Origin of the sequence: Flavobacterium sp. PL11 (genome assembly GCF_035985025.1) — a bacterium.
Taxonomy (GTDB): Bacteria; Bacteroidota; Bacteroidia; order Flavobacteriales; family Flavobacteriaceae; genus Flavobacterium.
This window is the reverse complement of sequence record NZ_JAXCIA010000002.1, coordinates 15,367-41,960: the sequence shown is the minus strand read 5'-3', so window position 1 is coordinate 41,960 and position 26,594 is coordinate 15,367. Positions and strand designations below refer to the sequence as shown.

19 protein-coding genes are annotated in these 26,594 nt (G+C 31.6%); 11 read left to right on the top strand and 8 right to left on the bottom strand.

The window, feature by feature from the left end:
- Positions 1–88: 88 nt before the first annotated feature.
- The 5 genes from RCH18_RS01730 to RCH18_RS01710 all read right to left on the bottom strand — a co-directional run bounded on the left by RCH18_RS01730 (position 89) and on the right by RCH18_RS01710 (position 5,816).
- Positions 89–322: a DUF3820 family protein gene (locus tag RCH18_RS01730; protein ID WP_326935176.1), complete on the bottom strand. Its 234-nt coding sequence runs from the start codon at positions 320–322 to the stop codon at positions 89–91.
- A 612-nt stretch (positions 323–934) separates the two neighbouring features.
- The gene (locus RCH18_RS01725) at positions 935–1,336 is read right to left on the bottom strand and encodes an OsmC family protein (RefSeq protein WP_326935041.1); all 402 of its coding nucleotides are present in this window, start codon (positions 1,334–1,336) and stop codon (positions 935–937) included.
- Positions 1,337–1,507: 171 nt separating this feature from the next.
- Positions 1,508–3,433 (bottom strand): LysM peptidoglycan-binding domain-containing protein, encoded by a 1,926-nt coding sequence (locus tag RCH18_RS01720; protein ID WP_326935040.1) that lies wholly within the window; start codon positions 3,431–3,433, stop codon positions 1,508–1,510.
- 128 nt (positions 3,434–3,561) lie between these two features.
- Positions 3,562–5,091 carry a glutamine-hydrolyzing GMP synthase gene (gene guaA / locus RCH18_RS01715; RefSeq protein WP_326935039.1) on the bottom strand — a complete coding sequence of 510 codons (1,530 nt, stop codon included), beginning with the start codon at positions 5,089–5,091 and terminating at the stop codon, positions 3,562–3,564.
- 56 nt (positions 5,092–5,147) lie between these two features.
- On the bottom strand, positions 5,148–5,816 hold the full coding sequence (locus RCH18_RS01710) for a hypothetical protein (RefSeq protein ID WP_326935038.1): 669 nt from the start codon (positions 5,814–5,816) through the stop codon (positions 5,148–5,150).
- A 350-nt stretch (positions 5,817–6,166) separates the two neighbouring features.
- Between RCH18_RS01710 and RCH18_RS01705 the strand changes: the two genes are divergently transcribed.
- The 6 genes from RCH18_RS01705 to RCH18_RS01680 all read left to right on the top strand — a co-directional run bounded on the left by RCH18_RS01705 (position 6,167) and on the right by RCH18_RS01680 (position 14,659).
- A complete protein-coding gene (locus RCH18_RS01705) occupies positions 6,167–7,423 on the top strand; it encodes a voltage-gated chloride channel family protein (protein WP_326935037.1) in 1,257 nt (418 codons plus the stop codon).
- A 60-nt stretch (positions 7,424–7,483) separates the two neighbouring features.
- Entirely contained in the window at positions 7,484–8,488 is a 1,005-nt protein-coding gene (locus RCH18_RS01700) for a DHH family phosphoesterase (RefSeq protein ID WP_326935036.1), read from the top strand.
- A 4-nt stretch (positions 8,489–8,492) separates the two neighbouring features.
- Positions 8,493–9,149, top strand: coding sequence for a gliding motility-associated peptidyl-prolyl isomerase GldI (gene gldI / locus RCH18_RS01695; protein WP_326935035.1), 657 nt, complete (start codon positions 8,493–8,495; stop codon positions 9,147–9,149).
- A gap of 16 nt (positions 9,150–9,165) precedes the next feature.
- On the top strand, positions 9,166–10,290 hold the full coding sequence (locus RCH18_RS01690) for a peptidylprolyl isomerase (protein WP_326935034.1): 1,125 nt from the start codon (positions 9,166–9,168) through the stop codon (positions 10,288–10,290).
- Between the two features lie 32 nt (positions 10,291–10,322).
- Positions 10,323–11,597: a peptidylprolyl isomerase gene (locus RCH18_RS01685; RefSeq protein ID WP_326935033.1), complete on the top strand. Its 1,275-nt coding sequence runs from the start codon at positions 10,323–10,325 to the stop codon at positions 11,595–11,597.
- A 557-nt stretch (positions 11,598–12,154) separates the two neighbouring features.
- Complete coding sequence (locus RCH18_RS01680) at positions 12,155–14,659, top strand: beta-N-acetylglucosaminidase domain-containing protein (protein WP_326935032.1); 2,505 nt, start codon at positions 12,155–12,157, stop codon at positions 14,657–14,659.
- 82 nt (positions 14,660–14,741) lie between these two features.
- On the opposite strand, the gene RCH18_RS01675 is transcribed toward RCH18_RS01680, so the two are convergent.
- Positions 14,742–15,185, bottom strand: coding sequence for a hypothetical protein (locus tag RCH18_RS01675; RefSeq protein WP_326935030.1), 444 nt, complete (start codon positions 15,183–15,185; stop codon positions 14,742–14,744).
- A 1,241-nt stretch (positions 15,186–16,426) separates the two neighbouring features.
- Here RCH18_RS01675 and RCH18_RS01670 point away from each other — a divergent pair.
- From RCH18_RS01670 to RCH18_RS01655, 4 genes are all read left to right on the top strand, one after another.
- Positions 16,427–16,576, top strand: a complete 150-nt coding sequence (locus RCH18_RS01670) for a hypothetical protein (protein ID WP_326935029.1) — start codon at positions 16,427–16,429, stop codon at positions 16,574–16,576.
- A 203-nt stretch (positions 16,577–16,779) separates the two neighbouring features.
- Positions 16,780–19,566 carry a PAS domain S-box protein gene (locus RCH18_RS01665; protein WP_326935028.1) on the top strand — a complete coding sequence of 929 codons (2,787 nt, stop codon included), beginning with the start codon at positions 16,780–16,782 and terminating at the stop codon, positions 19,564–19,566.
- Positions 19,567–20,930: 1,364 nt separating this feature from the next.
- Positions 20,931–22,049, top strand: coding sequence for a M12 family metallopeptidase (locus RCH18_RS01660; protein ID WP_326935027.1), 1,119 nt, complete (start codon positions 20,931–20,933; stop codon positions 22,047–22,049).
- A gap of 392 nt (positions 22,050–22,441) precedes the next feature.
- Positions 22,442–22,975: a hypothetical protein gene (locus tag RCH18_RS01655; protein ID WP_326935026.1), complete on the top strand. Its 534-nt coding sequence runs from the start codon at positions 22,442–22,444 to the stop codon at positions 22,973–22,975.
- A gap of 292 nt (positions 22,976–23,267) precedes the next feature.
- Here RCH18_RS01655 and RCH18_RS01650 read toward each other — a convergent pair whose 3' ends face one another.
- Positions 23,268–23,495: a CDGSH iron-sulfur domain-containing protein gene (locus RCH18_RS01650; RefSeq protein ID WP_326935025.1), complete on the bottom strand. Its 228-nt coding sequence runs from the start codon at positions 23,493–23,495 to the stop codon at positions 23,268–23,270.
- A gap of 759 nt (positions 23,496–24,254) precedes the next feature.
- Between RCH18_RS01650 and RCH18_RS01645 the strand changes: the two genes are divergently transcribed.
- A complete protein-coding gene (locus RCH18_RS01645) occupies positions 24,255–25,298 on the top strand; it encodes a glycosyltransferase family 9 protein (RefSeq protein WP_326935024.1) in 1,044 nt (347 codons plus the stop codon).
- Positions 25,299–25,458: 160 nt separating this feature from the next.
- Here the strand turns inward: RCH18_RS01645 and RCH18_RS01640 are convergent, their stop codons facing one another.
- Positions 25,459–26,463: a TlpA family protein disulfide reductase gene (locus tag RCH18_RS01640; RefSeq protein WP_326935023.1), complete on the bottom strand. Its 1,005-nt coding sequence runs from the start codon at positions 26,461–26,463 to the stop codon at positions 25,459–25,461.
- Positions 26,464–26,594: the final 131 nt, after the last annotated feature.

The window sequence follows — 26,594 nt, the reverse complement described above, 5'->3', positions numbered from 1 at the left end:
ACAATGAGAAATTAAATTAGAAAATTTGCCAATTCGATAATTAGAAAATTGAGAATCTTATAATTTGTGTTATTCTTGAAATAACTATTTAAAGTGGTTTGGGATATTGCTTTTTTATATTTCGAATCAACTCTTCAAGACCATTAAGCTTTAATTCGTAAATTAATTTCAATTGCTCTCCTAATTCTCCCTTTGGAAATCCCTTGTTGCTATACCAAACAATATAATATTCTGGTATGTCAATTAGAAACCACCCTTCGTATTTACCAAAAGGCATTTTTGTATGGGCAAGTTTGATGAGTTGTTTTTGGTTTTGATCCATTAGGGATTGAAGTTCGTGGTTCGTGATTCGTGATTCGTGATTCGTGGTTCGTGATTCGTGACTCGTGGATCGTGGATCGTGATTCGTGGATCGTGGATCGTGATTCGTGATTCGTGGATCGTGATTCGTGATTCGTGATTCGTGATTCGTAAATCGTGATTCGTGATTCGTGGTTCGTGGTTCGTGGTTCGTGGTTCGTGATTCGTGATTCGTGACTCGTGGATCGTGGATCGTGGTTCGTGGTTCGTGGTTTGTGGTTCGTAGTTCGTGGTTCGTAGTGTATATTCGTGAACTGAGCTTTATCGTTTGATTTAAAAAAAGATGTAAGAGGTCTTTAAATAAAAATTTAAATATTGTCAATTTATTTTTAAATCGGCAATATTTTAGATTTTGTGTTTAAGCTTATAAGTAACAGAAACAATTTATTGTTTCTATTAACCATAATTATTTAAGTACTTAAATGAACTTACTATAAAACAAAAAAAAACATCATTTAATCTTATGTTTTTCAATAGGATTAAAAATTATATTGAAAACTTATATGGCTCAATTGGTAAAAAAAACGATATTATGGTCTTTTAATTATTTCAATTGAAACTCTTTTTCCAAATACTATTTCCAAATAAAAATAATTCGCTTGTCAATTTCTGGATGTAAACTCAAAAAAACGGGACAAGTCATTGCTGCTCTTTCTAAAATTGTTTTATTTTTTTGATCATTAACTCCTTGTAAATGAAAAACTATTTCAATAGCGCCAATACGTCTTGGTTCTGCATTCATTATTTTAGTTACCTCAGCAGTAGAACTTAATAAATTAATTTCCAAATCTCTGGCTTTGATTCCCATAATCGTCATCATACAACTAGCTAAAGCATTTGCAACGGCATCTGTAGGAGAAAAAGCTTCTCCTTTTCCGTTGTTATCAAGTGGTGCATCAGAAATGATTTCAGTGCCTGATTGTATATGTATGGAAGAAGTGCGTAAATCCCCCAAGTAAGTTACTTTTGATGTCATAATGAATATTATTTATTTTTATACTTTTGGATTATAAAACTAAAATTGAAAAAGGAATTTGACTGCATTTGTAGTACAACTTCCTTCCGCCTTAAAGATAAACCGACTTATTATTTCATTGGAATATGTGCTTTTTAAAACCTTTGAACTTTAAAAGCAAAGAGGGAAAATCTATTTCGCTTCCTTTATAGTTAAATCAGTATCGTAATACAATATATAAATTCCTTTATTAGCGTATCCTCCATTCTCAATTTTATAGTACTCAAATTTGTTGTCCACTTGTTCTGTAGCAGCATTTTCTATGGTTTCATAGAAATTTTTATCCTGTGACAAACGCATCATTGTATCAAAAGTTACATCAAATCCTCTTGTTGCAAAATCATTTGGAGCCACTTTATTTTTCTTTTTATATTCTTTTATAAATAATAATGCTTCCGGAGACTCATTTTCACGGGAGACAGAAGGATACATTAATTTTAATTTTGCAAGATTTACCATGCTGATTTCAGCTGTATCTAATGTTTCGTTAGGCTCTAAAATTACTAATTGAACATTAAATGCCGCCATAGCACCTAACATAGTATTTATAGTAGCTTTAATCATTTGTGTATTTCCAGTTTCCATTACCACATAATTTATTCTGTCTTTTACAAATAAACTTTTCAAATTTTCAGCAGAAACTCCGCCGTTTGCCGTAAGGACAGAAAATTTTACATCTTTTTGATTTTCTTGAATGTATTTGATGATAGAACCTTTTTTATTATCTACCACTGCTATCATATTTCCATTTTTAGCACGCATAAAACTAAACATAGCATTTTTTACAGCATCTGCTGAGGGAATAGATTGGAATATATTTTTATAAGACACTCCTTGATCTTTAGACAAAGGAGAGATTACAGGCACTTGATTTACTATCAATAATTCAGCTGTTTTTTCAACATTGCTTTGATAAAATGGTCCTATTACAACATCTGAATCTTGTAGTTTATTATCTTCAATAATAGTAGCAACAGCTGATGAATTTTTAGTTTCTTGTGAATCGAATATGGAAATATCAAGTTTAAGACCTAATGCTTTAGCTGAATCAATAGCCATGAGCGCTCCCGCATAAAAATCTAAGGTCATGTTTAAAAACTTATCTTTTTTTAAACGCATTGCCGTCGAATTGATCGTATCGCCCTCTATTCTTGCAATATTAAATGGCAGTAAAAATGCTAATTTCTTTTTATTAGAACTGCTTTTTTTAGCAAATTCAACATATTCTTTTTTGACTTCTATCGTCTTTGCAACAGTAACAGGAACTTTTATAACCATACCTTCAACAACACCATCCGCTAAAAAAGGATTCATCGCTATCAATTCTGACTGCGAAATTTCAAACATTTTTGACAAACCATATAAAGTCTCTTTTGCTTTGATAGTATAATTAGTAGTCGCTGGTTTTTTTATTATATCTAAAACAGGAGTTTCCTTTTTCACTTCAACTGCAGAAGCAGTATTAGGAACCTCTTTACCTTTTATTAACAATTTAAATCCTTCAGGCAAATTTGCAACCACCTCAGGGTTTTTAAGTTCTAATTCCTGAATCGTAATTCCGTATTGCTTTGCTATTGAATATTTAGTTTCTTTTGGCAGCACATAATGATAAACCACTCTCTCTACTTTTTCTGATTTTACAATAGGAGTTTTTACTGCAACTTTAACAGGGATTGTCAATTTCTGACCTATTTGCAGTCCATCTTGTTCAAGGAATGGATTGGCTTGTTTTAAAACTTCATCAGAGATATTAAATTTTTTTTCGATACCATACAACGTTTCTTTTGCAAGTACTTCATGAGTGATCACTTTGTTTTCAGTTGCCGCAACCACTGCTTTAAGAGCGGTAGCTGATGGAATAATTAAAACACTATTGGGTTTCAAACCTGTTTGAGCATCAGGATTTAGTTGATAAATAGCATTTGCACTCACATTGTATTTTTGAGCAATCTGCGTAATCGTTTCTCCTTTTTGAACCTTATGTGTAATTGTTTTCCCTTGCGCAAAAACGCTACTGTTTAGCAAAATTGTAATAATAAATGCAAAAATATATTTCATGTTATTTATTTAAAAGTATTGAATTCATCAATAAAAATAACGGTATCAAATTTTATTCCGAAAACTTGATACCGTTGTTGTGCCGAATTTTTTAAAAATATTTTACTATTGAAATACAATTTCAAGAGTTATTCCCATTCTATTGTTGCTGGGGGTTTAGAGCTAATGTCGTATACCACTCTATTGACACCTTTAACTTTATTAATTATGTCATTAGAAATTTTCATCAAGAACTCGTAGGGTAAATGAACCCAATCAGCAGTCATTCCATCCGTAGATTCTACAGCACGAAGCGCCACCACTTTTTCATAAGTGCGCTCATCACCCATTACTCCTACGCTATTCACTGGCAAAAGAATTGCGCCTGCCTGCCAAACTTTATCATATAATCCCCAAGATTTTAAACCATCAATAAAAACGGCGTCTACATCTTGTAGAATTTGTACTTTCTCCGGTGTGATATCGCCTAGTATTCTAATCGATAATCCTGGACCTGGAAAAGGATGTCTTCCTAACAGTTCTTTATCAATTCCTAAGGAGGCTCCTACTCTACGCACTTCATCTTTAAAAAGCATACGAAGTGGCTCCACAATTTTCAGTTTCATATAATCTGGCAAACCGCCTACATTATGATGTGATTTTATAGTTGCCGATGGTCCTTTGACAGAAACCGACTCAATTACATCAGGATATATGGTTCCTTGTGCTAACCATTTTACATCTTCTATCAAATGTGATTCATCATCAAAAACTTCGATAAATACACGTCCTATAATCTTACGCTTAGTTTCTGGATCACTAACTCCAGCTAATTCAGATAAAAAACGATCACCTGCATCAACGCCTTTTACATTTAAACCCATTCCTTTGTACTGATCTAAAACGCTTTGGAACTCGTTTTTACGAAGCAAACCATTATTAACAAAGATGCAATATAGATTTTTACCAATAGCTTGATGTAATAAAACCGCAGTTACTGTAGAGTCAACACCGCCTGAAAGTCCAAGTACTACTTTATCATCTTGCAATTTTTCTTTTAATTCTGCCACCATCTCTTCTACAAAAGCGTTTGGGGTGAAATTTTGAGGGACTTCTGCAATTTTGACTAAGAAATTCTCTAACATCTTGGATCCATCGGTAGAATGAAAAACTTCAGGATGATATTGAATAGCATAAGTAGTCTCGCCTTCAATTTTATAAGCTGCAAATTCTACATCATGTGTGCTGGCAAGTTTTACTCCATTATTCGGCAAATCTTTAATGCTATCGCTATGACTCATCCATACCTGACTATTGTGTGAAACGCCTTCAAAGAAAACCTCATCTTCTTTTATATAAGATAAATTAGCTCTTCCATATTCTCTCGTGTTTGAAGCTTCTACTTTTCCACCACTAAACTGCGCTAGGTATTGCGCTCCATAACACACAGCAAGCATAGGCAATTTGCCTCGTATTTGAGATAAGTCAGGATGAGGCGCATCATCTGCTCGTACAGAAAATGGACTTCCACCCAGAATTACGGCTTTGTATGAAGATAAATCAGTTGGAAAATTATTAAAAGGGAAAATTTCGCAGAATATATTTAATTCGCGAACTCTACGCGCAATGAGCTGTGTATATTGCGATCCGAAATCTAAAATAAGTACGTTGTGTTGCATGCGCAAAAATACTTTTTATATTTCGAATTGAAAAACTGAATTTTGAAAATTATCAATTATTCTTTCACTAAGATTATAGTGGCCTTAAAACCTGTTCCAAGATTCCACTGGCTGGCCGAAATTAAAGATCCTTTATCATCATACACTTTAAATTCAGCAGTGTTTGGACCAGAAGTTCCTTGATTTAAAGCTTCAAAATCTATTTTATTAAAACCTTTTTCTAAAACAATTTCAAAACCCTTGAAATTACTGTCTAAGTTTACTTGACTCTGAATTACCTTATCATTTAGATAAACTCTAATTTTATCACCGTCAACATACGCAGCATCGCGATACATTACTTTAGCTGACGTAGAGCTCGTTTGAAAATTACCTAAATTTTGATTTCTTCGATATACAATTCCTTGTGGATTTTCTTCTTTTTTATTCCACTTGTCTTTATATACATCGCCAGGATTAATAAATTCGTTTTTTGGAATCATTGAAAAATTATTTGCGGGAGCAATAGATCCTGAAGGAGCTGGATTAGGACTAAATATTTCGGGACTTTTAGAAACATTTGGTTTTTCTATAGGTGGAATATCAAATTTAGGTGGCGTCTCTTTCTTAATTTTGGGTGCGTTATTTTTGAGCGGAATCGCCTTGAATTTATTATTAAATTCACTTTGCGCAAATCCATTTATAGATAGAGTTACTGTAATTAGAAGTATTAAAAATCTTTTCATAACTTTTTAAATATTGTTTATAACCTATTTTTAAACTTAAAAAATAGATATGTGGAGCGTTTTCTAAATAATTACTATTTCAAAATACTCTAAATTATAACTTAGTAAACTTGCTTTTATTATACTCACGAGCACAAGCAACATAATGATTCAGTCGAGAAAAGAGGGCTATTTTACTTTCCTAAATATGAACTTAAACCATCTTTTTGTCGAAATTGCAATAAACATACCAAAACAATTGCAAAGTTAATAATTGTTTGTTTATCAAGAATAACAAAATTATATCAACGAAAAATCATCTTAAAATTAAGATTTATAATACTTTTGTAAAATAGCATACCGCATCAACAATGGATTTAGAAAAAATAAAAAAAAACTTATTTTTTAGTTTCAAATGGATTTTGATTTGTTCACTAATCGGAATATTATCAGGTTCAGCATCTGCATTTTTTTTAGTAGCTCTTGAGTATATGAGTCAAACAAGAATTGCTAACAATTGGATTATTTGGCTTTTGCCAATAGGAGGATTACTGATAGGTTTATCATATCATTACTGGGGAAAAACAGCAGTAAAAGGCAATAATTTATTGTTAGAAGAATATGCAAATCCTCAAAAAGCAATTCCTTTAAAAATGGCTCCTTTAGTTCTTTTTGGCACCTTAATAACCCATCTTTTTGGAGGTTCTGCTGGACGAGAAGGAACTGCCGTTCAAATGGGAGGCGCAATTGCTGATCAATTTACGCAAATATTCAAATTAGATAATTTCGATAGAAAAACAATTTTGATTTTAGGAATCAGCGCTGGTTTTGCTTCCATTTTTGGAACACCTTTAGCAGGTGCAATATTTGCTTTGGAACTGGTAATTTTTAGCAAAATTAATTTTAAAAGCTTCCCTTTATCTTTCTTAACTGCTTATATTGCTTATTTCACTGTTGAATTTTGGCAAGTAAAACACACCCATTATTCAATACCTTTCATTCCAGAAATGGATTTAAAAACTATATTGTGGGTCATTCTTGTTAGCATACTTTTTGGGATGGCAGCGCTTTTATTTTCTAGAAGCACACATTTATGGGGGAAATTATTTTCAAAAACTATTGCTTATCCACCACTGCGTCCTTTTATTGGTGGAATAATTTTGGCAATAGCCTTTTATTTTATAGGAAGTTCAAAATATACAGGTTTGGGGGTTCCTATAATTGTTGATGCTTTTTCCGTGGCAAATGCGCCTTATGACTTTCTACTCAAAATATTATTTACCGGTTTTACTTTAGGAGCTGGTTTTAAAGGTGGTGAAGTCACACCCTTATTTTTTGTTGGAGCTACTTTAGGAAGTGCTTTATCAATAGTGGTACCGTTACCCATTGCGCTTTTAGCAGGAATGGGATTTGTAGCTGTATTTTCAGGCGCGACCCATACTCCTATTGCTTGCACGGTTATGGGAATGGAGCTTTTTGGGGTTGAAAGTGGCGTTTTTATTGGTTTAGCTTGTCTAGTGGCTTATTTTTCATCGGGCTCAATAGGAATTTACTCTTCCCAAATTATCAGAGGACCAAAATACTTTTTATATCAAAAATTAAGACAAAAACCAGCTGACTTTTTGTAATAGGTGAAAATCGTGTTAATGATTTCAACTTTACCTTAAAAAAATGTAATTTCGCACCCTATGAAAATACAAGATATTCAAGCGGTACAGTTGTTATTAACAACGCCAAAAAAGATTGCCATTATACCACATCGAGGTCCTGACGGCGATGCTATGGGTTCTACCTTAGCATTATACCATTTTTTATTAAAATACAATCACGAACCTATTATTGTTTCTCCAAATGAATTTCCTGATTTTTTAGCCTGGATGCCTGGCGCCCAAAACATCAAAATATTCGAAAAGGATAAGTTAAATTGTACTACTATCCTTGAAGAAGCTGATCTTATTTTCACATTAGATTTCAATGCTTTACATCGTACAGGCGAAATGGAAAAAGTACTTGCTCCGCTCAAAGCGCCTTTTATAATGATTGATCATCATCAAAAACCTGATGATTATGCGGCCATCACTTATTCTGATACTTCATTTGGTTCCACTTGTGAGATGATTTATAATTTTATTTCTTTACTTGGTAAAAAACAAGATATTGATAAAACTATAGGAACATGCATTTACACAGGAATTCTCACTGATTCAGGTTCTTTTCGTTTTCCAAAAACAACGGGCGATACGCATAGAATAGTTGCTGAACTAATTGATTTAGGCGTTGAAAATACAGAGATTCCGAGTTTGCTTTTTGATAATAGTGGTTTTGGACGTTTGCAAATATTGGGACAAGCGCTTCAAAACATGAAATTGCGTATGGAGCATAAAACGGCTTATACCACCTTAAATCAAGACGAGCTAAACTCCTTTAATTATGTAAAAGGGGATACTGAAGGAATTGTGAATTATGGATTAAGTATCAAAGGAATTCAATTTGCAGCTATTTTTATCGAAAATGCTGATGAAAAAATAATTAAAATTTCTTTCCGTTCCCAAGGTGATTTTGATGTCAATCAATTTGCTAGAGATAATTTTAATGGTGGAGGACATAGAAACGCAGCTGGTGGAAAATCAGTAGATTCTATGCAAGAAACTATTCAAAAATTTGAAGGTTTAGTTACAAAAATAAGCATTTAAACCCATGAAAAACAGTATTTTATATTTTAGTATTTTGTTAGTTTTTGTACTATTTTCAAGTTGTAAACAGCCACAGGAAGCGAGAAAACCACTATCGCAATCCTCAGGAAGTTTTATGAAAAAATCGATCATTCGCAACAAAGAATTAGTGGCCACTGAAGAAACTCAAATAAAAAACCTAATTAAAAGTAATCCTAATATTCAATATATAGCTTCGAAAAAAGGATATTGGTATTCTTATGAAATTAGAAATCAATTAGACTCTATAAATCCTAAAAAAGGCGATATTGCCTTTTTTGATTATGAAATTAAGGATTTACAAGGCTCACTCATCTACTCTGAGTTACAATTAAGACCACAAACATATTACGTTGATAAACAAAATATTATAATGGGTTTACGCGACGGAATCAAACTGATGCGAAAGGGAGAGAAAGTAAACTTTATCTTTCCTTCTACGCTGGGATATGGTTACCGCGGTGATGAAAAAAAAATTGGGATGAACCAACCTATAATTTGCACGGTAACTTTGAGAGATTTTAAGTCGGAAGTAGCTTATAAAAAAGAAACTCAAATCAAACTACAACCCATTACTGGCGTTCCACTTGTTGAGAAGCAAGAAAAGCCTATTGCAAATAAAACTAATGACACCTTAAATTAATAAATGAAAATTAAAAATGAAAAAAAAGATTTTATGCGCATTGCTTGTAATAGCCTCCTTTTATTCTTGCAAAGAGGAAAACAGTAACCTTCCTGATGGTTTATATACAAAAATTGAAACTAGTAAAGGAGATATAATTTTACAATTAGACTATCAAAAAGCACCCATTACAGTAGCAAATTTTGTTTCATTAGCCGAAGGTAAAAACGAATTTGTTACTAATGAAAGTTTAAAAAACAAACCTTTTTATGATGGTTTAAAATTTCATAGAGTAATCAAAGATTTTATGATTCAAACTGGAGATCCACTTGGAACGGGTTCTGGAGATACCGGTTACAAATTTAAAGATGAATTTTCAGATTTGCGATTTGACAATGCTGGAGTTTTGGCTATGGCCAATAACGGAGTTGCTACAAACAGCAGCCAATTTTTTATTACTCATCTTGCTACACCTTGGTTAGAGGGAAAACATACCATTTTTGGTCATGTCGTAGAAAACGGAATGGATGTAGTCAATAAAATAGGGCAAGATGATTTTATCAAAAAAGTAACAATCATTCGAAACGGTGAAGCAGCAAAGAAGTTTAATGCTGCAAAAGTATTCAATGATTACTTTACTATCGAAGCGAAAGAGCAAACAAAAAGAGCGGCTATTGATACAGAAAATAAAAAAGTCTATGACGAAAAATATAAATCCGTAAGAGAAGAGAAAGTGGCTTATTTTGCTGATTTAAAAGTAAAAGCAACTAGAACTCCATCAGGATTAGAATACATTATTATTAAGAAAAGTGGTGGCAAAAAACCCTCAGCTGGAACTAATGTTTTTATCCATTATGCAGGATTCTTAGAAGACGGTGAATTATTTGACGCAAGTGTTGCCAGTGTTGCAAAAACTTTTGGTAAATACGACGAAAATAGAGCAGCCCAAAACGGATATCAACCTATTCCTTTTCAAGCTGGAAAAAGAGATGGTATGATTCCTGGATTTATTGAAGGACTGGAACAATTATCTTTTGGGGATAAAGCGGTCATTTTTATTCCGTCTCGATTAGGATATGGAGCCGCTGGCGCTGGAGATGTGATTCCGCCAAACGCCAATATCATTTTTGAAATTGAACTGTTGCAAAATATGCCTCAATAATATATAAAGTTAGATCTTAAATTATTTAAAAAATGAAATTCAAAATTCTGTTTTTATTATTTCTAGGAATGTTAAATGTACATTCACAAACAACTAAGAAACCTGTTTCTACTAAAAAACCAGCTACAACAGTAAAATCTATTGTGAAGAAAACGGTTAAACCCGTTGTAAAAAAGTCAATAGCAATGGAAGGGATTTTTGCTACACTTGCAACAAACAAAGGAGATATTACCATTGAGCTTGAATATAAAAAAGCACCAGTAACGGTCGCTAATTTTATTGCTTTAGCTGAAGGAACAAACACTTTTGTCGCGGATGAAAAATTAAAAGGAAAACCGTATTATGATGGTTTAAAATTTCATCGTGTGATCAATGACTTTATGATTCAGGGTGGTGATCCTTCTGGAAATGGTTCAGGAGGACCTGGTTACTCTTTTAAGGATGAATTTACCGACTTAAAACACAACAAACCAGGAATACTTTCCATGGCAAATTCAGGCCCTACCACTAATGGAAGTCAGTTTTTTATCACGCATAAGGAAACACCGTGGTTGGACGGAAAACACACTGTTTTTGGTCATGTGACTGAGGGAATGAGCATTGTAAATGCTATTGTTCAAAACGATGTAATCACAAAGGTTACTATTGTTAGAAAAGGAGCACTAGCGCAAAAATTTGATGCACCGAAAGTTTTTTCTGATTATTTCAATAACAAATCAGAAGATCAAAAAAAGCAAGATTTAGTAAATGGGGAGAATAAAAAGAGACAAGAATTAGCTAATGCTGAAAATAAAGCCAAACAAGCAATCCTTGAAGCAACAACTAAAAAAGAGTATTTAGAAAAATATGGCAACGTTGTTAAAGCAAAAGAAGCGTATTTCATGACTATAAAAGCCACTGCAACTAAGGTTGCTTCTGGTCTAACATACAAAATAATTAAAAGTGGTAACGGTATAAAACCGGCTGACGGAAGCACTTTCTTTTTTCATTATGCGGGCTATTTTGAAGACGGAACTTTATTTGATAGCAGTTACGAAGATGTGTCCAAAGAATATGGAAAATTTGACGCAAGAAGAGCGGAGCAATTGGGCTACCAACCCTTTCCTTTTCAAGCAGGTAAAAAAGACGGTATGATTCCAGGATTTCTTGAAGCTTTATCATTAATGTCTTATGGAGATAAAATGGTTGCGTTTCTTCCATCTGATTTAGCGTACGGAAATATTGGTGCTGGAGATGTTATTCCGCCTAATACAACTCTAGTTTTTGAATTGGAAATGTTTGAAAAACAACCCGCTCCAAAACAGTAAAACTTTTAAAATAAATTGATAAAAACCCAATGCATCTTTAGAATGTGTTGGGTTTTTTTATTGAATTACAAGCCTAATTTATCGTGTCGGTTTATCTCGTTGAGCCTTTCGAGAGTCTCAACACAAGCTTTGGTTAAAGCGTACACCCTAGTAAGCCATCGACTCCACTCAGAAGGGCATTATTAAAATTTACACACATATTGATATGCCATAATTTCTTATTTGTTTTCATTATGGAAATAGAATCACAAATTCTTACACTTAAATGTTTTAAATAAACCTATTAAAATAGTAATGTTACTCAATCAGAAAATTTCCGGAGCAAATTTTTAATGTACGTTTGTGGTTTAAAAAATCTAAACTTAACTAACTTAATGGTTTAAATTACTACAAAAGCGTATACCTTTTGCATTCTTAAAAAAAACATTTTTCTTTATAAAGCATTTTATTTTACCAAACGAATCCAATACTTTTACGTTTGGCAAATTTTTAAACGATCATCTTAATATTTGAGTATAAAGGCTCTCCTAATTAACCAAACCACCAACCGCAGTATTATGAAACAAAAACAGTATTTACTCATCGCCTTATTTTCATTTGTAATAAATTTTACAACAGCGCAAAGCAATAGTGCAATATATCCCAATCCGCAGCAAATAAATGTTGTGCACGGAACGGTAAACACCGATAGATCCTATCAATTACAAGGGAATTTTAAATTAAAACCAAATAGTACGGCGATACTAAACGAAATTTTTGACACAACAAGCCAAAATAAAGCAATTCCAATAACGATCAGCTTATTAAAAACCACCGATAAAAATTTGAACGTGTCCGGTGGTTACACATTAAAAATCAATAATGAGTTTATCCAAATTAATGTGTTCGATAACAGAGCTGCTTTTTATGCATTGCAAACATTGAGACAGTTAAAAAAAGGCAATAGTTTACCTTTAGTGGATATAGTCGATTTCCCCGATGTACTTTCTCGTGGTTCAGTAGAAGGTTTTTATGGAAATCCATGGAGCCATGTAGACCGAATTTCACAATTTAAGTTTTATGGCGCTTTAAAATTGAACACTTATATTTATGGACCAAAAAACGATCCTTACCATTCCTCCCCAAACTGGAGAAAACCATATCCAGAAAAAGAGGCAAAGCAAATTAAGGAATTAGTTCAGGAAGCTAAAAATAACGAAATAGATTTCACTTGGGCCATTCATCCAGGATTAGATATAAAATGGAATAAGACAGACAGTTTAGCCATTTTAAACAAATTTGAACTGATGTATGATTTAGGTGTGCGTTCCTATGCAGTATTTTTTGATGACATCTCTGGCGAGGGAACAAAGGCTGAAAAACAAGCACAATTATTAAATTATTTGCAAAGCCAATTTGTCGAAAAGAAAAAAGATGTTTTACCCTTAATCATGTGTCCTACTGAATATAATAAATCGTGGTCTAACCCTAAACCGGATACTTATTTAGATATTTTAGGAGATAAATTGCATCCTTCTATTCATGTCATGTGGACAGGTGATCGCGTGATTGATGATGTTAGCGCAGCTGATTTAGACTGGATCAATAAGCGCATCAAGCGCAAAGCTTATATATGGTGGAACTTTCCTGTAAGTGATTATGTGCGAGATCATTTATTGATGGGAGCAGCTTACGGATTAGATACCACTATCAAAAAGGAACTATCAGGATTTGTGTCTAATCCTATGGAACGCGCCGAGGCTTCAAAAGTAGCTTTATTTAGCGTGGCGCTCTATTCTTGGAATCTAAAGAGTTACGAACCTATGTCTGCTTGGTATGCGGCAGCAAAATATGTAATGCCTGAAGCGAGTGATGCTTTTCAACTATTTAATGAGCACAATAGCGATTTAGGCGCTAACGGACATGGATATAGAAGAGTAGAATCAGTGCTTATAAAACCTATTGTTGATTCTTTTTTAGCAGCGTACAAAAACGGAAACTATTCTCAGGAATTGGCATCAAAAATAAAAATCGAATTTGAAAACATCATTCCAGTTGCTGATCTAATTAGATCTAAATCACAAAACAAAAATTTATTGCGTGAAATAGATCCATGGTTGACACAATTCAATTTATTAGGAAAAGTGGGGCTGGAAACGATGTTGTATCTTGAAGCGCAACAAGCCACAAATAAAGCTCTAGCTTGGAATCATTATCTAACTATCGAAACCCTTTTAGACAATATTAAAGTGGTCGATAAAACGTTCAATCAAAATCCATATCAGCCAGGAATAAAAACGGGCTCGCTGGTGTTAATGCCTTTTGTAAAAACTATTTTTGAGCAAGCGCAAAATTATTTTATTCCTACTACTGGAAAAATCGAAAAAATGAGCACGACCGCACTTATTAATAGTACTGAAAAATTAAAAAATCAACCCTTACAACTCAATAATAACAGTATTGCCATTTCTCCCGTTCTGGAAGTTATCAATTTAAATTCGCAAGAATTCATTGGTCTTCATATCGACAAGAGTTTACAGGCAAATGAATTTCACTTTAATTTAGATTCGAGTTCTTTATTAGAAAACGGTCAGTTTGAAACCTCAAAAGACGGCATTAATTGGGAACCATTAACAGTAGAACAGAAAAAAGGAAAAGGAACTGTTAAAGTTTTGGCAACAGGAATTAAACACATTCGGTTTAAAAATACCGGAAGTTCGGTAAAGAGTTTTTTCCTGAGAGAGTTTAAAATAATGGTCGAAGGAGCTGATAAAGATGTCGATCAAGCAGTCTATGTGCGCGATTATTCATTAGCCACTTATTTAGAACTAGGTACGAAGGAAAACGTAAAGATTCCTTTATCATTAAATAAAGATGCCAAAACAGTAAACCTACTTTTAAGAAATAACGGCAAAATGTTTGAGCTTAACCAAGTTAATAAACGAGCTAAAAAAACGCAAATATATAAAGGCACAGAAAATTATATTGTTATTCCAGTCAAACAATTAAAAAAAGCGACTGCATTAGAAATAATCACAAACGGCAGCAAAGACTTTAAAATTTATGAAATATTAGAAAATTAGTTTGCCGTTGATAGAACAAATTATAAACAACAAAAAACCCGATAGCTTTTCAACTATCGGGTTTTATTTTTAGCTATAAAGATTACTTTTTAACTGGGAATTTCCAGTCAAATTCATCTTTTTGATTGATAATGGCGCCTATTTCAAATTTAACTACCTCATCAAATTCGGTTTGAAATATAATCCAATTCTCTTCATTAAAATAATTTTCAAAAGTATCAAATTCCTCTTGTGTAAACTTTGTAATCCCTTTAGCCGCAAGATCTTTTTTGACTTCAGTAATTTTTATATTGATTATTTTATGTCCAAAAAGTGATAACTCAGCACTAGAAGCCACGATATATCCCAATTTAAAATCTTCTTCAACATAAAAAGTCAAACGCATTTTAAGCTTATTGTAAGCATAAATCACATTGTCATCCTCATCTTTATAATCTCTATCCGGCTTCCCATAAATAGCTATTACATCTTTTTGTTTCATTCCAAAAAGGAGCTGATCAATTCCGTTTTTTAGATTTATTTTCATTTTTATTTAATTTTATTTTTAATTTATTGATACTATAAATGATATCTTTTGGGCTTTCGCCAAAATGCTACTTGCCCTCTATTCCGACTGTTATTACCGCCGCAAAGTTCGTAAAGTTTAGCAGAAAGAGAGTACTCTTTCACTTTAAAATTTTGAAGACACTGTAATTCTCAATACCAATGCATAAGAAGATTAAGCAATACGTCGACCTTCTTTCGAGTACACAGTACAATTGCGGATTTTCCTGATAAGCTTCATTATTTTTATCAATGACTTATGCAAACTACAGAAATTCTCCGAAAATACGGATTTACTTTACAAAGCAAATCCCAATCGAAATAAGTATTAAATCTCTCGTAAATGTAAAATCATCATAAACCATTTTAAAGCCTAGTACTCTATCAGCGGGAGTGTAATTAAATGGCAATTAGATTTTTATTTTATTACAATCAAGAAAACCATCGAACAAGGTTTCGTAGACATAAACTTAATATCTAAAGCATACAAATTAAGCTGCATTTTTAATTTTGCTGACCTAAATTTACTAAAATATTAGCTATAATTATTGCCCTTTCTTTCGAGCTTGTAACTATTAATTTTAAACCTTTTTTAACCTCAAAAATTTCCAACAATAATTGCAAGCTATCTTATAAAATCGCTTTATATTCTGCGGAAAATCAATTATATTTACCAAATAGTTAAAGTGTTTTGCGAATTTAAGAGGTTTTTAGAGGAACTGACGGTATGGAACATGCGTAAAAAAAATCGTGCTAAATACTTTTATATCTAAATAATTATACCTTTGTGACATAAATTAAAAATGATGAGAACAATATCACTAAAAATAGATAATTTATTATTCGGAAAAACTGAAAAAAATTCTTTCTAGCATTAGTATTTCTAGAAATAGGTGTCTAAATGAAGCAATTGATTATTGTAACAAAGTTTAGAAAATACAAATTTTAGAGAGACGACTTAAAGCCGAATCCGAATTAAGCAAAAAAGATTCATTAAACATTATAAGAGAATTTGAAAATATTGAAAATATAAATTAATCAATACGGAATTTGGATTGCTGAATTGAATCCACAAATAGGAATTGAAGCAGGTAAATCTCGAGCAATGCTGATGGTTTAAACAAATTTGCTATATAAGATATTGTATCCAGCGTTTATTATTTGTCTGAAAACGACAACTAATCAAGATGAATCTGATCTTTTAAGAGTTCATCGTTAAAGGGAATGGCAATTTTACAAGAAGATGATGACATAATGATTGACAAAAATAGAGTAATGGACAACAGAAGATTAATGAAAAAAGTTTGGAAATTACCAACTAATTTGATAGAAAAAGTAGAAGAAAATATTGCAATTATTGTTAATCTGGAATAAGCACAATTGCAAAACAGTACATACACAAAAGACGGGGTTTTGTGTTACAAAGACAATCTTTTGGTTATTGAAAGATTTGTTTTATAAATGAAGTTTTATAAAAAAAGTTTCGCCCTTTGTGTAGTTGTTAACCGTTGTAAATATGTTAAAACAAATAATATAGTAAATCTGTTATCTTAAACAGGTATTTTTTTTAAATCAAAATGATAAACAAAGAAAAAATCTTCACTAGCGCCCCATTTGGCTATGCATTACTTAAAATTGTCTTGGATAAAAATGGTACTCCAGTCGATTATGAATTTATCGAGGTAAATGAGGCCTTCGAAAATCTTAGCGGCTTGCAAAAAAATAATATCATTGGGAAAAAAGTTAAAGAAGATATCCCCAAAATTGATAAAGTTAAATTCGACTCGACAAGCTTTTATGAAAAAATTGCACCAAACAGCGCAGAAAACTTTGAGCTTTACTCCCAAGCTTTAGGCAATCATTATAGTGTACATTCCTACTCGCCGGAAAAGAATTATTTAGTGGTAATTTTCAATGATATAACTTATAAAATTAACGAAAATTCAAGGCTGACTACCATAATTCATAATACAGAAATGGGTTTATGGGAATGGAATGTTCAGACCGGCGAAACAAATGTGAATGAGCAATGGGTCAAAATTATAGGATATACTCTTAAAGAACTGTCTCCAATTAGCATAGATACTTGGATAAAACTGACTCATCCTGATGATCTTCAAAAATCCAATGAGTTGTTAAATGCTCATTTTGAAGGGAAAACTGCTCAATACAGATGTGAAGTAAGAATAAAACATAAAGACGGCCACTGGGTCTGGGTGCTTGACACTGGTAAAGTTGCACAATGGACTGATGACGGCAAGCCTTTACTTATGTCTGGTGTTCATCAAGATATAATAGAGCGAAAACAAGCTGAAGCGCAACTGTATCAAAAATTAGAACTTGAAAGTCTATTAAGTGAAATTTCATCTGAGTTCATTCATAGTGTTGATATTGATGCCTCAATAATAAAATCTTTTTCAAAACTGGCTGCAATAACTCAGCCATCAAGAGTTTATTTATTTATGCTAGATGCAGAAAAAGAAACCATGAGCAATACTCATGAATGGTGTGGTGAAGGTGTTTCAGCGGAAATAGATAACTTACAGAATTTACCGCTAAGCATTTTCCCATGGTGGATGAATAAACTTTATAACAAAGAAATTATTCACATTCCTGATGTTTCTTTAATGTCCTCTGATGCTAAAGCAGAAAAAGATATATTAGAGAACCAGTATGTAAAATCTGTGCTGGTTTTACCTATATATTGTGAAACACAATTAAAAGCGTTTGTTGGATTTGATAATGTTTTATCAAGTAATCTTTGGTCTGAAAAGGACGCTCAACTACTTAATTTGTTTGCTGATATTATCGCTAATGCGATTAAAAGAAAAATAAATGAACAACAATTAAAACTACTCACTGTAGCAGTTAAAGAAAGCCCTGTTAACATTTTAATTACTGATATAAATGGCACAATCACTTATGTCAACTCTAGTTTTGAAAAAACAACTGGTTTTAAAACACACGAGGTTATAGGTAAAAATCCTTCCATTTTGAATTCAGGAAAACAGCCTACATCATTTTACAAAGAATTATGGGATACTATACTAGCAGGAAAGATATGGGAAGGAGAATTAAGAAATAAAACAAAAGATGGCGACATATTCTGGGCCAAATCTTTAATATCTCCAATAAAAAATAATGGTCAAATAACACATTTTGTAAATTTGACTCAAGATATTTCAGATAATAAAAAGCTTATTAGTGAACTTTTGGAAGCTAAATTAAATGCAGAAGAAAGCGACCGGTTAAAATCAGCATTCCTGGCTACCGTGAACCATGAGCTTCGCACACCACTAAATCATGTCCTTGGATTAAGTAGCTTAATTCCTGATATCACAGAAGACGCTACAGTAAAAGAGTTCTCAAGATTAATACATAAAAGTGGTTCACACCTATTAAATATCATCGAAGATATTTTTGACCTTGCTATGATTGAGCAATCTGAAATAAAGATACGCAAGCAAGATGTCTTGATCCGCGATATTTATGTTGAATTAAAAAAGCAACTGCAAGAAATTTTATCGGAATCGAAGAAAAGTGATTCTATAAGCTTAGAATACAAGATTGACAGTGCTATTATTACAAAAAAAATAATCACCGATAGTCCGAAAGTGATACAAGTGATGTCAAATATTATAAAAAATGCAGTAAAGTTTACCCCTGAAGGGAAAATATCATTAACAGTGACACTGGAAAAAGACAACTATTTATCTATTAAATTAAAAGATACAGGCATTGGGATTCCAAAAGATAAACTAAAAATAATATTTGAGTTTTTCAGGCAGGTAGATGATACACACGCCCGAAATTATGAAGGCGTAGGCATAGGTCTTGCCATCTCTCTAAAGATAGCCAAAGTTATGGGCGGTACAATCAAGGTTGAATCAGAGCCAGGTATTGGCACAGAGTTCACCTTTTCATTCCCAGTCAATTTAGTCGAAAATGAAATAATTGAGTTCCCAGAAGAAAACACTTCTTTTTTAATACCTGATTTTTCCGCAAATACAGTGCTTATTGTTGAAGATGACACCACTGGAATGAGAATGACAATGAGCATGCTTAATCTTTCAAAATGCAAAATTATAAATGCAGTAAATGGGCAAGAAGCAATAGATGCAATCAAAGAAAACCCAGCGATTGACATTATATTAATGGATTTAAAAATGCCTGTAATGGACGGATTTGATGCTACAAGAGCAATACGCAATGACTTTTCAAACATACCAATTATTGCGCTTACTGCTTACAGTCTGCAAAAAGATAAAACTAAAGCATTAGACGCAGGATGCAATGATATTATTACAAAACCAATTAATAAAGAAATACTATTTAAGATATTACAACAATATTTGCTGAAGTAATTAAGAAGTAGGTTTAACAATATTTTGTATAAGTAATGGCAGGAAAAGCACTAAGTAATATAGTTTGTATCCAACTGAAAATCTCTGGTGGTCGCTGTGTAAGAGCTCTATAATCTGTCATTACTGATACAATTTTCACTCTTTGTGCGATAGCAACAAGCAGCTGAAAATCATAATAACATGTATTTCTTAAAGGAATATGTTGTTTGTATTAGCGATTAAGAATAATAAAAATTGATTTTCAATTTAATATAGCGAAATTACTAAAACAAATGAAACATTATAAAACTACTATTTACTTGAATGTAAAATATTCAGTATATACGCATAAAATGCTAAAAAAAGGCTATTTAAACGAAGAAAAAATGAAAATTTAATTTATAATAATAACATTCATATCGTAAACAATTAGGAAATCTACCGCCGACGATAAACTATTACAGTACATTCTGAAGCCTGTTTCATCAGCAGGAGTATTATAAAAATGCAATGAGATTCTAATTATTGGATTACAAAAAAACTAATAAACGAGCCTCTACAGCTATTATATTACTATTTACAGCCTATTAATTTCCCAAATTTTTAATTTTAACGACGCTAATCTATTAATGCCAAGTTTATATTTTCTTTTCTTAATCTAGCTCCTAAACCATCTTTTTTATAAGTTTCGAATTCAAACTATTAGAAATCAGTAAGTTAAATTTAAAAAAAAATGTTTTGTATTCTGCAAAACCACTACATTTACATTATATTTATTAAACTTTGGTCAAATGAGGTTTATTTAGTGTAAAAACTAAATGAACTTTTACAATAGTAGATTTTAAAAATTCTCAGTTTTTAAATGAACAAATGAAAGCAATTAAATCGAAAGTTATCTTGTGGCATAATTTAAAATGGTAAATCATTACAGTAGTATTAAAATATAAAAGTTGTTTTTATTACCTATTTAATTACCTTGTTAAAATAATTTATAAAAAATATCTGTCACCATTTACCCCAAATAGACAGCAAAATTTGAATCAAAATCTTATTCACGTTCCTCATAAGTGTTGCATGCAAATGTTGCACATAAGTGAATTAGATTCTAATAGAATTAACGAATTTTTTTCGTAATTAATAGGTAAGAAATTCTTTCTAAATAACTGCTTTACATTATTAATAGGTTAAGAACTATTTCTTTTTAGATCACAAAATTGGATTATAAAAAGCATTATTGACCTTTGCAAAAAATTTAATTTTTTGATTATTTAATAATTTTAAATAAGAATGTGAGATTGCTCTATCTCAGCTATTTTGTTTCTAATTATACGGCCAGGAAGATTAATATCCTATAAATAAATATTCACTTTCTAAAAATTAAAATCATGGCAACAACAAAAACTGCAGCATCCACAGCATCAGTGGATAAAAAAAGTAAAGATGCAACTGTAAAAACACCGCATTACTGCTCATTAGTTGAATTACCAGAAAGGGAGTTTTCACCTTCGGTAGGAATGCATAGAGCGGAAATGATCCAACTCGTCATGAAAAAATGGATCAATGGAACAAAACTCAAATATTACTTTTTTAATGGAGGAACAGATGGATCTCCGTCAAGTTGGAAAGGTACAGCATCACAAATAGCCAGCGTAAAAAAAGGATTTGATGTATGGAAGCAAGAGGGAATTGGTTTACTATTCGAGGAAACGAATGACCGAAATGAGGCTGAGATACGTATTGGTTTTTTACGTGGCGATGGTGCTTGGTCTTATGTAGGAAGAGATATTATTGATGCAGTGCCATCACCTAATGAAAGAACGATGAATTTTGGTTGGGATATTTCATCCGATGTCGATACCACAGTTCATGAAATAGGCCATACACTTGGCAGCCCGCACGAGCACCAAAATCCTCTTGCAGGAATTGTATGGAATGAAGAAGCGGTTTATAATGCCTTGGCTCAGCCACCAAATAACTGGTCACGAATAAAAACATTTCATAACATCATCCGCAAATTACCTATTAGCGAAGTTGAAGGATCAACACATGATCCTAATTCGATTATGCATTATCCATTTGGTGCTGGTTTAATTCTTTCGCCTACAGCATTTAAAAATGGCATTACCCCTGCAGGTGGACTCTCGGCAAAAGACAAAGAGTTTATCAAAAAGTTTTATCCACCACTTGTCCCAGCTGATTATATCCGTTTAGAACTGAATCAATCCAAACCGATAAATGTAAAACCTGGCCAACAGAAGAACTTTACCTTTAAACCAACTCGTTCCCGAAAATATACGATCGAAACATTTGGAACTATGGATATGGTAATGGTTTTGTTAGAGAAAACAGCTATAGCTGAAATATATCTTTCAGGTGATGATGATAGCGGAAGGGATTATAATGCTAAAATTAATATGCGACTAATTAAAGGTCGCGAATACATAATCAGAGTAAGGCTGTTTTACGCGGGAGATGAAGGCACTGGTTCTCTTATGGTATACTAAAGTTTCTTGATTATATCACAACAAAGTGAAGTTCATTTCAAAAGCTTTAAATTTAAATGCGTAACGGATCAACATTACAAGGGATACGTTTTCATCCTTTGGAATTGTTTAGAAGTTCTTTTTTAAGATTACAACAAAAAATAGGTAGTAACTCTATAAAATTATACGTTTTTGTCACATCTCGTTAATCCACCTTTTAAAGTATATTGACTAGTGGTTTTTCACTAATCAATATACAATTTAGAAAGAGTACGCTAATAGCATTAATCGGTTATGAGAAATCTAGGTAATTAAAGATTTAATAAATAAAAATTTAGCTATTTCGAAAAAAGAAATTCTGACAATAGCGCCATCTATGCTTTCCTTCAAATTAATAATCTAAATTAAAAATAATGGAAACAGTGACTCAATTAATTATTAAAATTTTCATAGAAACCCTTTTTATCTCTGGATTCTTAGGCTATTTATTTACTAAGAGAGAGGAACGAATGAAAAAAACCATTGAAGAAGAATTTGCCAAACGAGCAACCTTTTTTGATGCTCGGTTTAACTTTAAACTTAGATCACTTGAGGAATTACTGGCACCTATCAGGCTTCAATTAATACGGAGTAAACTCACTCTCCTAAAGTATGATGCCAACAATGAATATAGAGAGAAAATATTAAAAGAATGTAACGAAACCATTTTAGGATTACTACTCGAAAAAGGTTTTTTACTACCTATAGAATTGATACCACATGCCGAAGAATTTATTAAACATTATGATAATTGGTTACAAGAATACAAAAAGAAAAGAATCGATAATAACGATAAAAAAACAAGTTTAGTTTTTACTTTTGATTTTCCAGAAGAAGCTGAAATAGCATTCAAAGAAAAATTTAATACCTATCGTAAAGAACTTGAAATAGAAGGATCATTAAATTAAAAACAACAAATCAATTAAAATTTTACTCAAGGTTGCCTTTGATCCAACTTAAAAAAGATAATAAAAAATAGTATTGGAATGTTTGGAATAGCGAGAAAATAACTATTATTTTATCTTAATGAGGTATCAACTATTGCTTAGATAATTAAATAGTTCTATTTTTTTTATTAACCGCGAGCAAAATAAATGTAGTGTTTCATTAACTATAAAAGTTTAAAATGATCATTCTTTTAACAACAAAAGCTAAATCTGTAAAGATTTAGCTTTTGTTATGTTATAGATACAATGAAATCTATTTCGTTTTCATAGGAGGCAAGTTAAATGCTATTGGTTCGTGTTCAAACGCGTTGCGATGGGAACCGTCACAAAAAGGTTTGTTTACTGACAATCCGCAGCGACAAAGACCTAAAACCTGTCTTCCTTCTAATCCGTATGTATTACCTTCACAATCTGTTATTTCGAAATCGCCCTCTATTTTAATAGATCCATTGCGATTAATTGTTAGTTTAGTGGTGCTCATATTTATATTATTTTTAAGTGTCCAAAGATTGCAAATTATTTTAGCTAGTTTTCAAAATCCAAGTATTAATTATCAGTTAAGTTCTAATTTACATCAATTCTATTTTATAATCCTTCTTTCAAAGCTATTTAAATCGATAAAAAAAGTGTAAATAATTTCTAAGTCACAACAATTTTTAATTATTGGGTATGTTCAAAGCAGCAATTTATGAGAAATAGCCTGATTTAAAAACAGTAATAAACTTAAGTATTAGAATTTTCAATCAACAAAGCATTGATTTTCTGCAAAAATATATTATAATTTAGTGTAATCCCAAGGTAAAATCATAAGGTGATTATTGTGCAATTACTATCGATTAATAAAAAACAAATTATGTAACTGCGCATTGCACCTTTGTAAATCTAGATTGTAGGAACTATTTAAAATGACAATAGAAATAACTATTTTGAAAAGTAAAAAAACAAAATTTATTTGTCTTTTTTAAATAGGTTAAGTATAAATTTGCCTTTGCCTTACAATATCGCTTTTAAAACTTAAATGGCATTTATTATTTGTAATTACCTGCCATCAAGATCATTTGAGTATTAATAAAAATTACATAACTATAAATAGTTTTAAAACATACAATCGTTTTTAATTTAAGCATTTAAATAAAACAGAAATAAGGATTAGGACTTAACTTTACCTCAAGTTTCGTTAAAACCAACATCTATTTGTACACAAAAGTAGAAATTATACACAAAAATTAAAGTAACATCAATGAGCGCTTTAGAAAAAGTAAATGAATTTAGAAGAGTAATAACAAAAAGTTTGACAAAAAATATTGGTCGTTCTCGGCAAATTGAAAAGATTGATCTATCTAAAAAAATTGAAATCAATCGTATTCTAATCTCAAGACCAAACCATAGATTAGGGAATCTTTTATTAATTACTCCATTAGTTGAAGAGGTGATTGCTACGTTTCCAGAATCTAAAATTGATTTATTTGTAAAAGGCGGCTTGGCGCCAATTGTATTTCAAAATTATAAGAATATTAATAATATAATTGAACTTCCAAAAAAGCCTTTCGACAATCTTGTTGCTTACTTTAAAGTTTGGATAAAAATTAAAAATCAAAAATATGATCTTGTCATCAATGTAGATAAAAATTCATCTTCTGGCCGATTGTCAGCTCAATTTGCGAACGCAAAGTATAAATTTTTTGGAGAGCTTGATCTTGCCTTACAAAAACAATTTTTAGACTATGAACATATCGCCAAATTTCCTGTTTATGATTTTAGAAATTATTTAATGCAATTAGGATTTCCACAAAATAATAATAAAATCCCTTCTTTAAATTTAAAACTTGATCCCGCAGAACTACAACATGGGAAAAACATTATTCAAAAATTGGTAAATAATGATAAAAAAACAATTTGTATTTTCACTTTTGCAACTTCAGATAAATGTTATTCGGTAACATGGTGGGAAACTTTTTATAATACCTTATTAGTTGAATTTAAGGACTATAACATAGTTGAAATTTTACCTGTTGAGAATGTTTCACAAATTCAATTTAAAGCACCTACATTTTATAGTAAAGATATTAGGGAAATTGGAGCAGTTATAGCAAACACAGAATTATTTATAGGCGCTGATAGCGGAATTATGCATTTAGCAAGCGCATCAATGACACCAACTGTTGGTCTTTTTTCACGTGCTAATATTGATACTTATAAACCTTATGACAATCAAAGTATCGCTATAGATACTAATAAAGGAAATGTAATGGACTGGATAAAAGAAATAAAAAATAGTATCTAATATCTAATCATATTGATAAATTATTGATTTCATTCATGCAATAATTTCATTATAGAATTATCAGTACATCCACTATCGCCATTAAAAATAAAAACCGCCTAAAACTATGTTCAGGCGGTTTTTTATTTATAAATACAATGGTAAAACGTACCATTAAATGTTACTTTAAAAGGGCGTCAAATTCAGCTTCTATAGTTGGGCTGGATGGTCTAGGAGCATCAGATTTTACTATATTACCTTTGGGATCAATTAAGATAAATCTAGGGATTCCAGTTATATTATAATCCTTTACAAATTGAGAGTTCCAATCATTATCAGCAAAAACTTGAACACCACCTAATTCTTTGTCTTGAATAAATTTTTTCCATTTTTCACGGTCTTTAGCTTGATCAATAGAAAGACTTACAAATACAATATCTTTTTGATGATATTTTTGCTCTAATTTCTTTAAAAACGGAATCTCTGCGCGACAAGGTGCACACCATGTTGCCCACACATCAATATAAACATATTTGCCTCTAAAATCCTCTAATTTTGTCTTTCCCCCTTTAAAATTATCATAATCAAATGCGGGTGATAAAGTGCCATTCATTTTATTAGTCTTCATCGCTTCTTGATGAAATTTAGTCAAACCAAGTACAGACTGTTCTATGTTTTTTTTCTGCAGCGAAACAAATATTGGATCTAATTTTTTATTAGTCAGTGCCTCTAAATCTAATTCCTTTTTAGCATTAATTTTTACTAAAAAATCTTGCTCAGGTAATGCAAGAAGCGACTGATAATCAAACTTAGCATCATTCACTGTGTTTTGAGCTAATAAATTATTTTCAATGGCTCCTTTTCCAACATAAACAATAGACTCATCAAATTTTTGAGCGTCCATTTTAAGCTTTAAATCATATCCGTTTTTCAGAAACAATTGCGTATACTCTTTACCGTCAAATAGCATATAAAAACCCTCTTCAACAGCAAAAGAATCTTTAAAATTTCCATCTTTATTAACCGCTATTTTTTTAATTTCCTTTCCATTATTCCTATCTAAAAAGCTTATTGCATCCGAGTTTCTATTTGCTATATCAGCCTGAAAGGATACCGTAGCTTTGGTTTGCGCAGTACTACTAAATACAACTAAAAACGTTAATGCTACAAAGATTATTTTTTTCATAAATTTCATTTTTTATAATTGAATCAAAACTAAATTATTAATGACAACTGCTGTTATTAATTAACATAAAATTATTGCATTTGATTGACAAATTTTAAAAATATTATTGCTGATGATCTTCTAAAATCATG

Excerpts from the sequence above, each read along its gene's own strand:
- RCH18_RS01700 (WP_326935036.1), top strand. The coding sequence starts at position 7,484 with ATGAAAATACAAGATATTCAAGCGGTACAGTTGTTATTAACAACGCCA.
- RCH18_RS01650 (WP_326935025.1), bottom strand. The coding sequence starts at position 23,495 with ATGAGCACCACTAAACTAACAATTAATCGCAATGGATCTATTAAAATA.
- RCH18_RS01720 (WP_326935040.1), bottom strand. The coding sequence starts at position 3,433 with ATGAAATATATTTTTGCATTTATTATTACAATTTTGCTAAACAGTAGC.
- RCH18_RS01665 (WP_326935028.1), top strand. The coding sequence starts at position 16,780 with ATGATAAACAAAGAAAAAATCTTCACTAGCGCCCCATTTGGCTATGCA.
- RCH18_RS01730 (WP_326935176.1), bottom strand. The coding sequence starts at position 322 with ATGGATCAAAACCAAAAACAACTCATCAAACTTGCCCATACAAAAATG.
- RCH18_RS01705 (WP_326935037.1), top strand. The coding sequence starts at position 6,167 with ATGGATTTAGAAAAAATAAAAAAAAACTTATTTTTTAGTTTCAAATGG.
- RCH18_RS01725 (WP_326935041.1), bottom strand. The coding sequence starts at position 1,336 with ATGACATCAAAAGTAACTTACTTGGGGGATTTACGCACTTCTTCCATA.
- RCH18_RS01640 (WP_326935023.1), bottom strand. The coding sequence starts at position 26,463 with ATGAAAAAAATAATCTTTGTAGCATTAACGTTTTTAGTTGTATTTAGT.
- gldI (WP_326935035.1), top strand. The coding sequence starts at position 8,493 with ATGAAAAACAGTATTTTATATTTTAGTATTTTGTTAGTTTTTGTACTA.
- RCH18_RS01690 (WP_326935034.1), top strand. The coding sequence starts at position 9,166 with ATGAAAAAAAAGATTTTATGCGCATTGCTTGTAATAGCCTCCTTTTAT.
- RCH18_RS01670 (WP_326935029.1), top strand. The coding sequence starts at position 16,427 with ATGGCAATTTTACAAGAAGATGATGACATAATGATTGACAAAAATAGA.
- RCH18_RS01660 (WP_326935027.1), top strand. The coding sequence starts at position 20,931 with ATGGCAACAACAAAAACTGCAGCATCCACAGCATCAGTGGATAAAAAA.
- RCH18_RS01680 (WP_326935032.1), top strand. The coding sequence starts at position 12,155 with ATGAAACAAAAACAGTATTTACTCATCGCCTTATTTTCATTTGTAATA.
- RCH18_RS01655 (WP_326935026.1), top strand. The coding sequence starts at position 22,442 with ATGGAAACAGTGACTCAATTAATTATTAAAATTTTCATAGAAACCCTT.
- guaA (WP_326935039.1), bottom strand. The coding sequence starts at position 5,091 with ATGCAACACAACGTACTTATTTTAGATTTCGGATCGCAATATACACAG.
- RCH18_RS01675 (WP_326935030.1), bottom strand. The coding sequence starts at position 15,185 with ATGAAAATAAATCTAAAAAACGGAATTGATCAGCTCCTTTTTGGAATG.
- RCH18_RS01685 (WP_326935033.1), top strand. The coding sequence starts at position 10,323 with ATGAAATTCAAAATTCTGTTTTTATTATTTCTAGGAATGTTAAATGTA.
- RCH18_RS01645 (WP_326935024.1), top strand. The coding sequence starts at position 24,255 with ATGAGCGCTTTAGAAAAAGTAAATGAATTTAGAAGAGTAATAACAAAA.
- RCH18_RS01710 (WP_326935038.1), bottom strand. The coding sequence starts at position 5,816 with ATGAAAAGATTTTTAATACTTCTAATTACAGTAACTCTATCTATAAAT.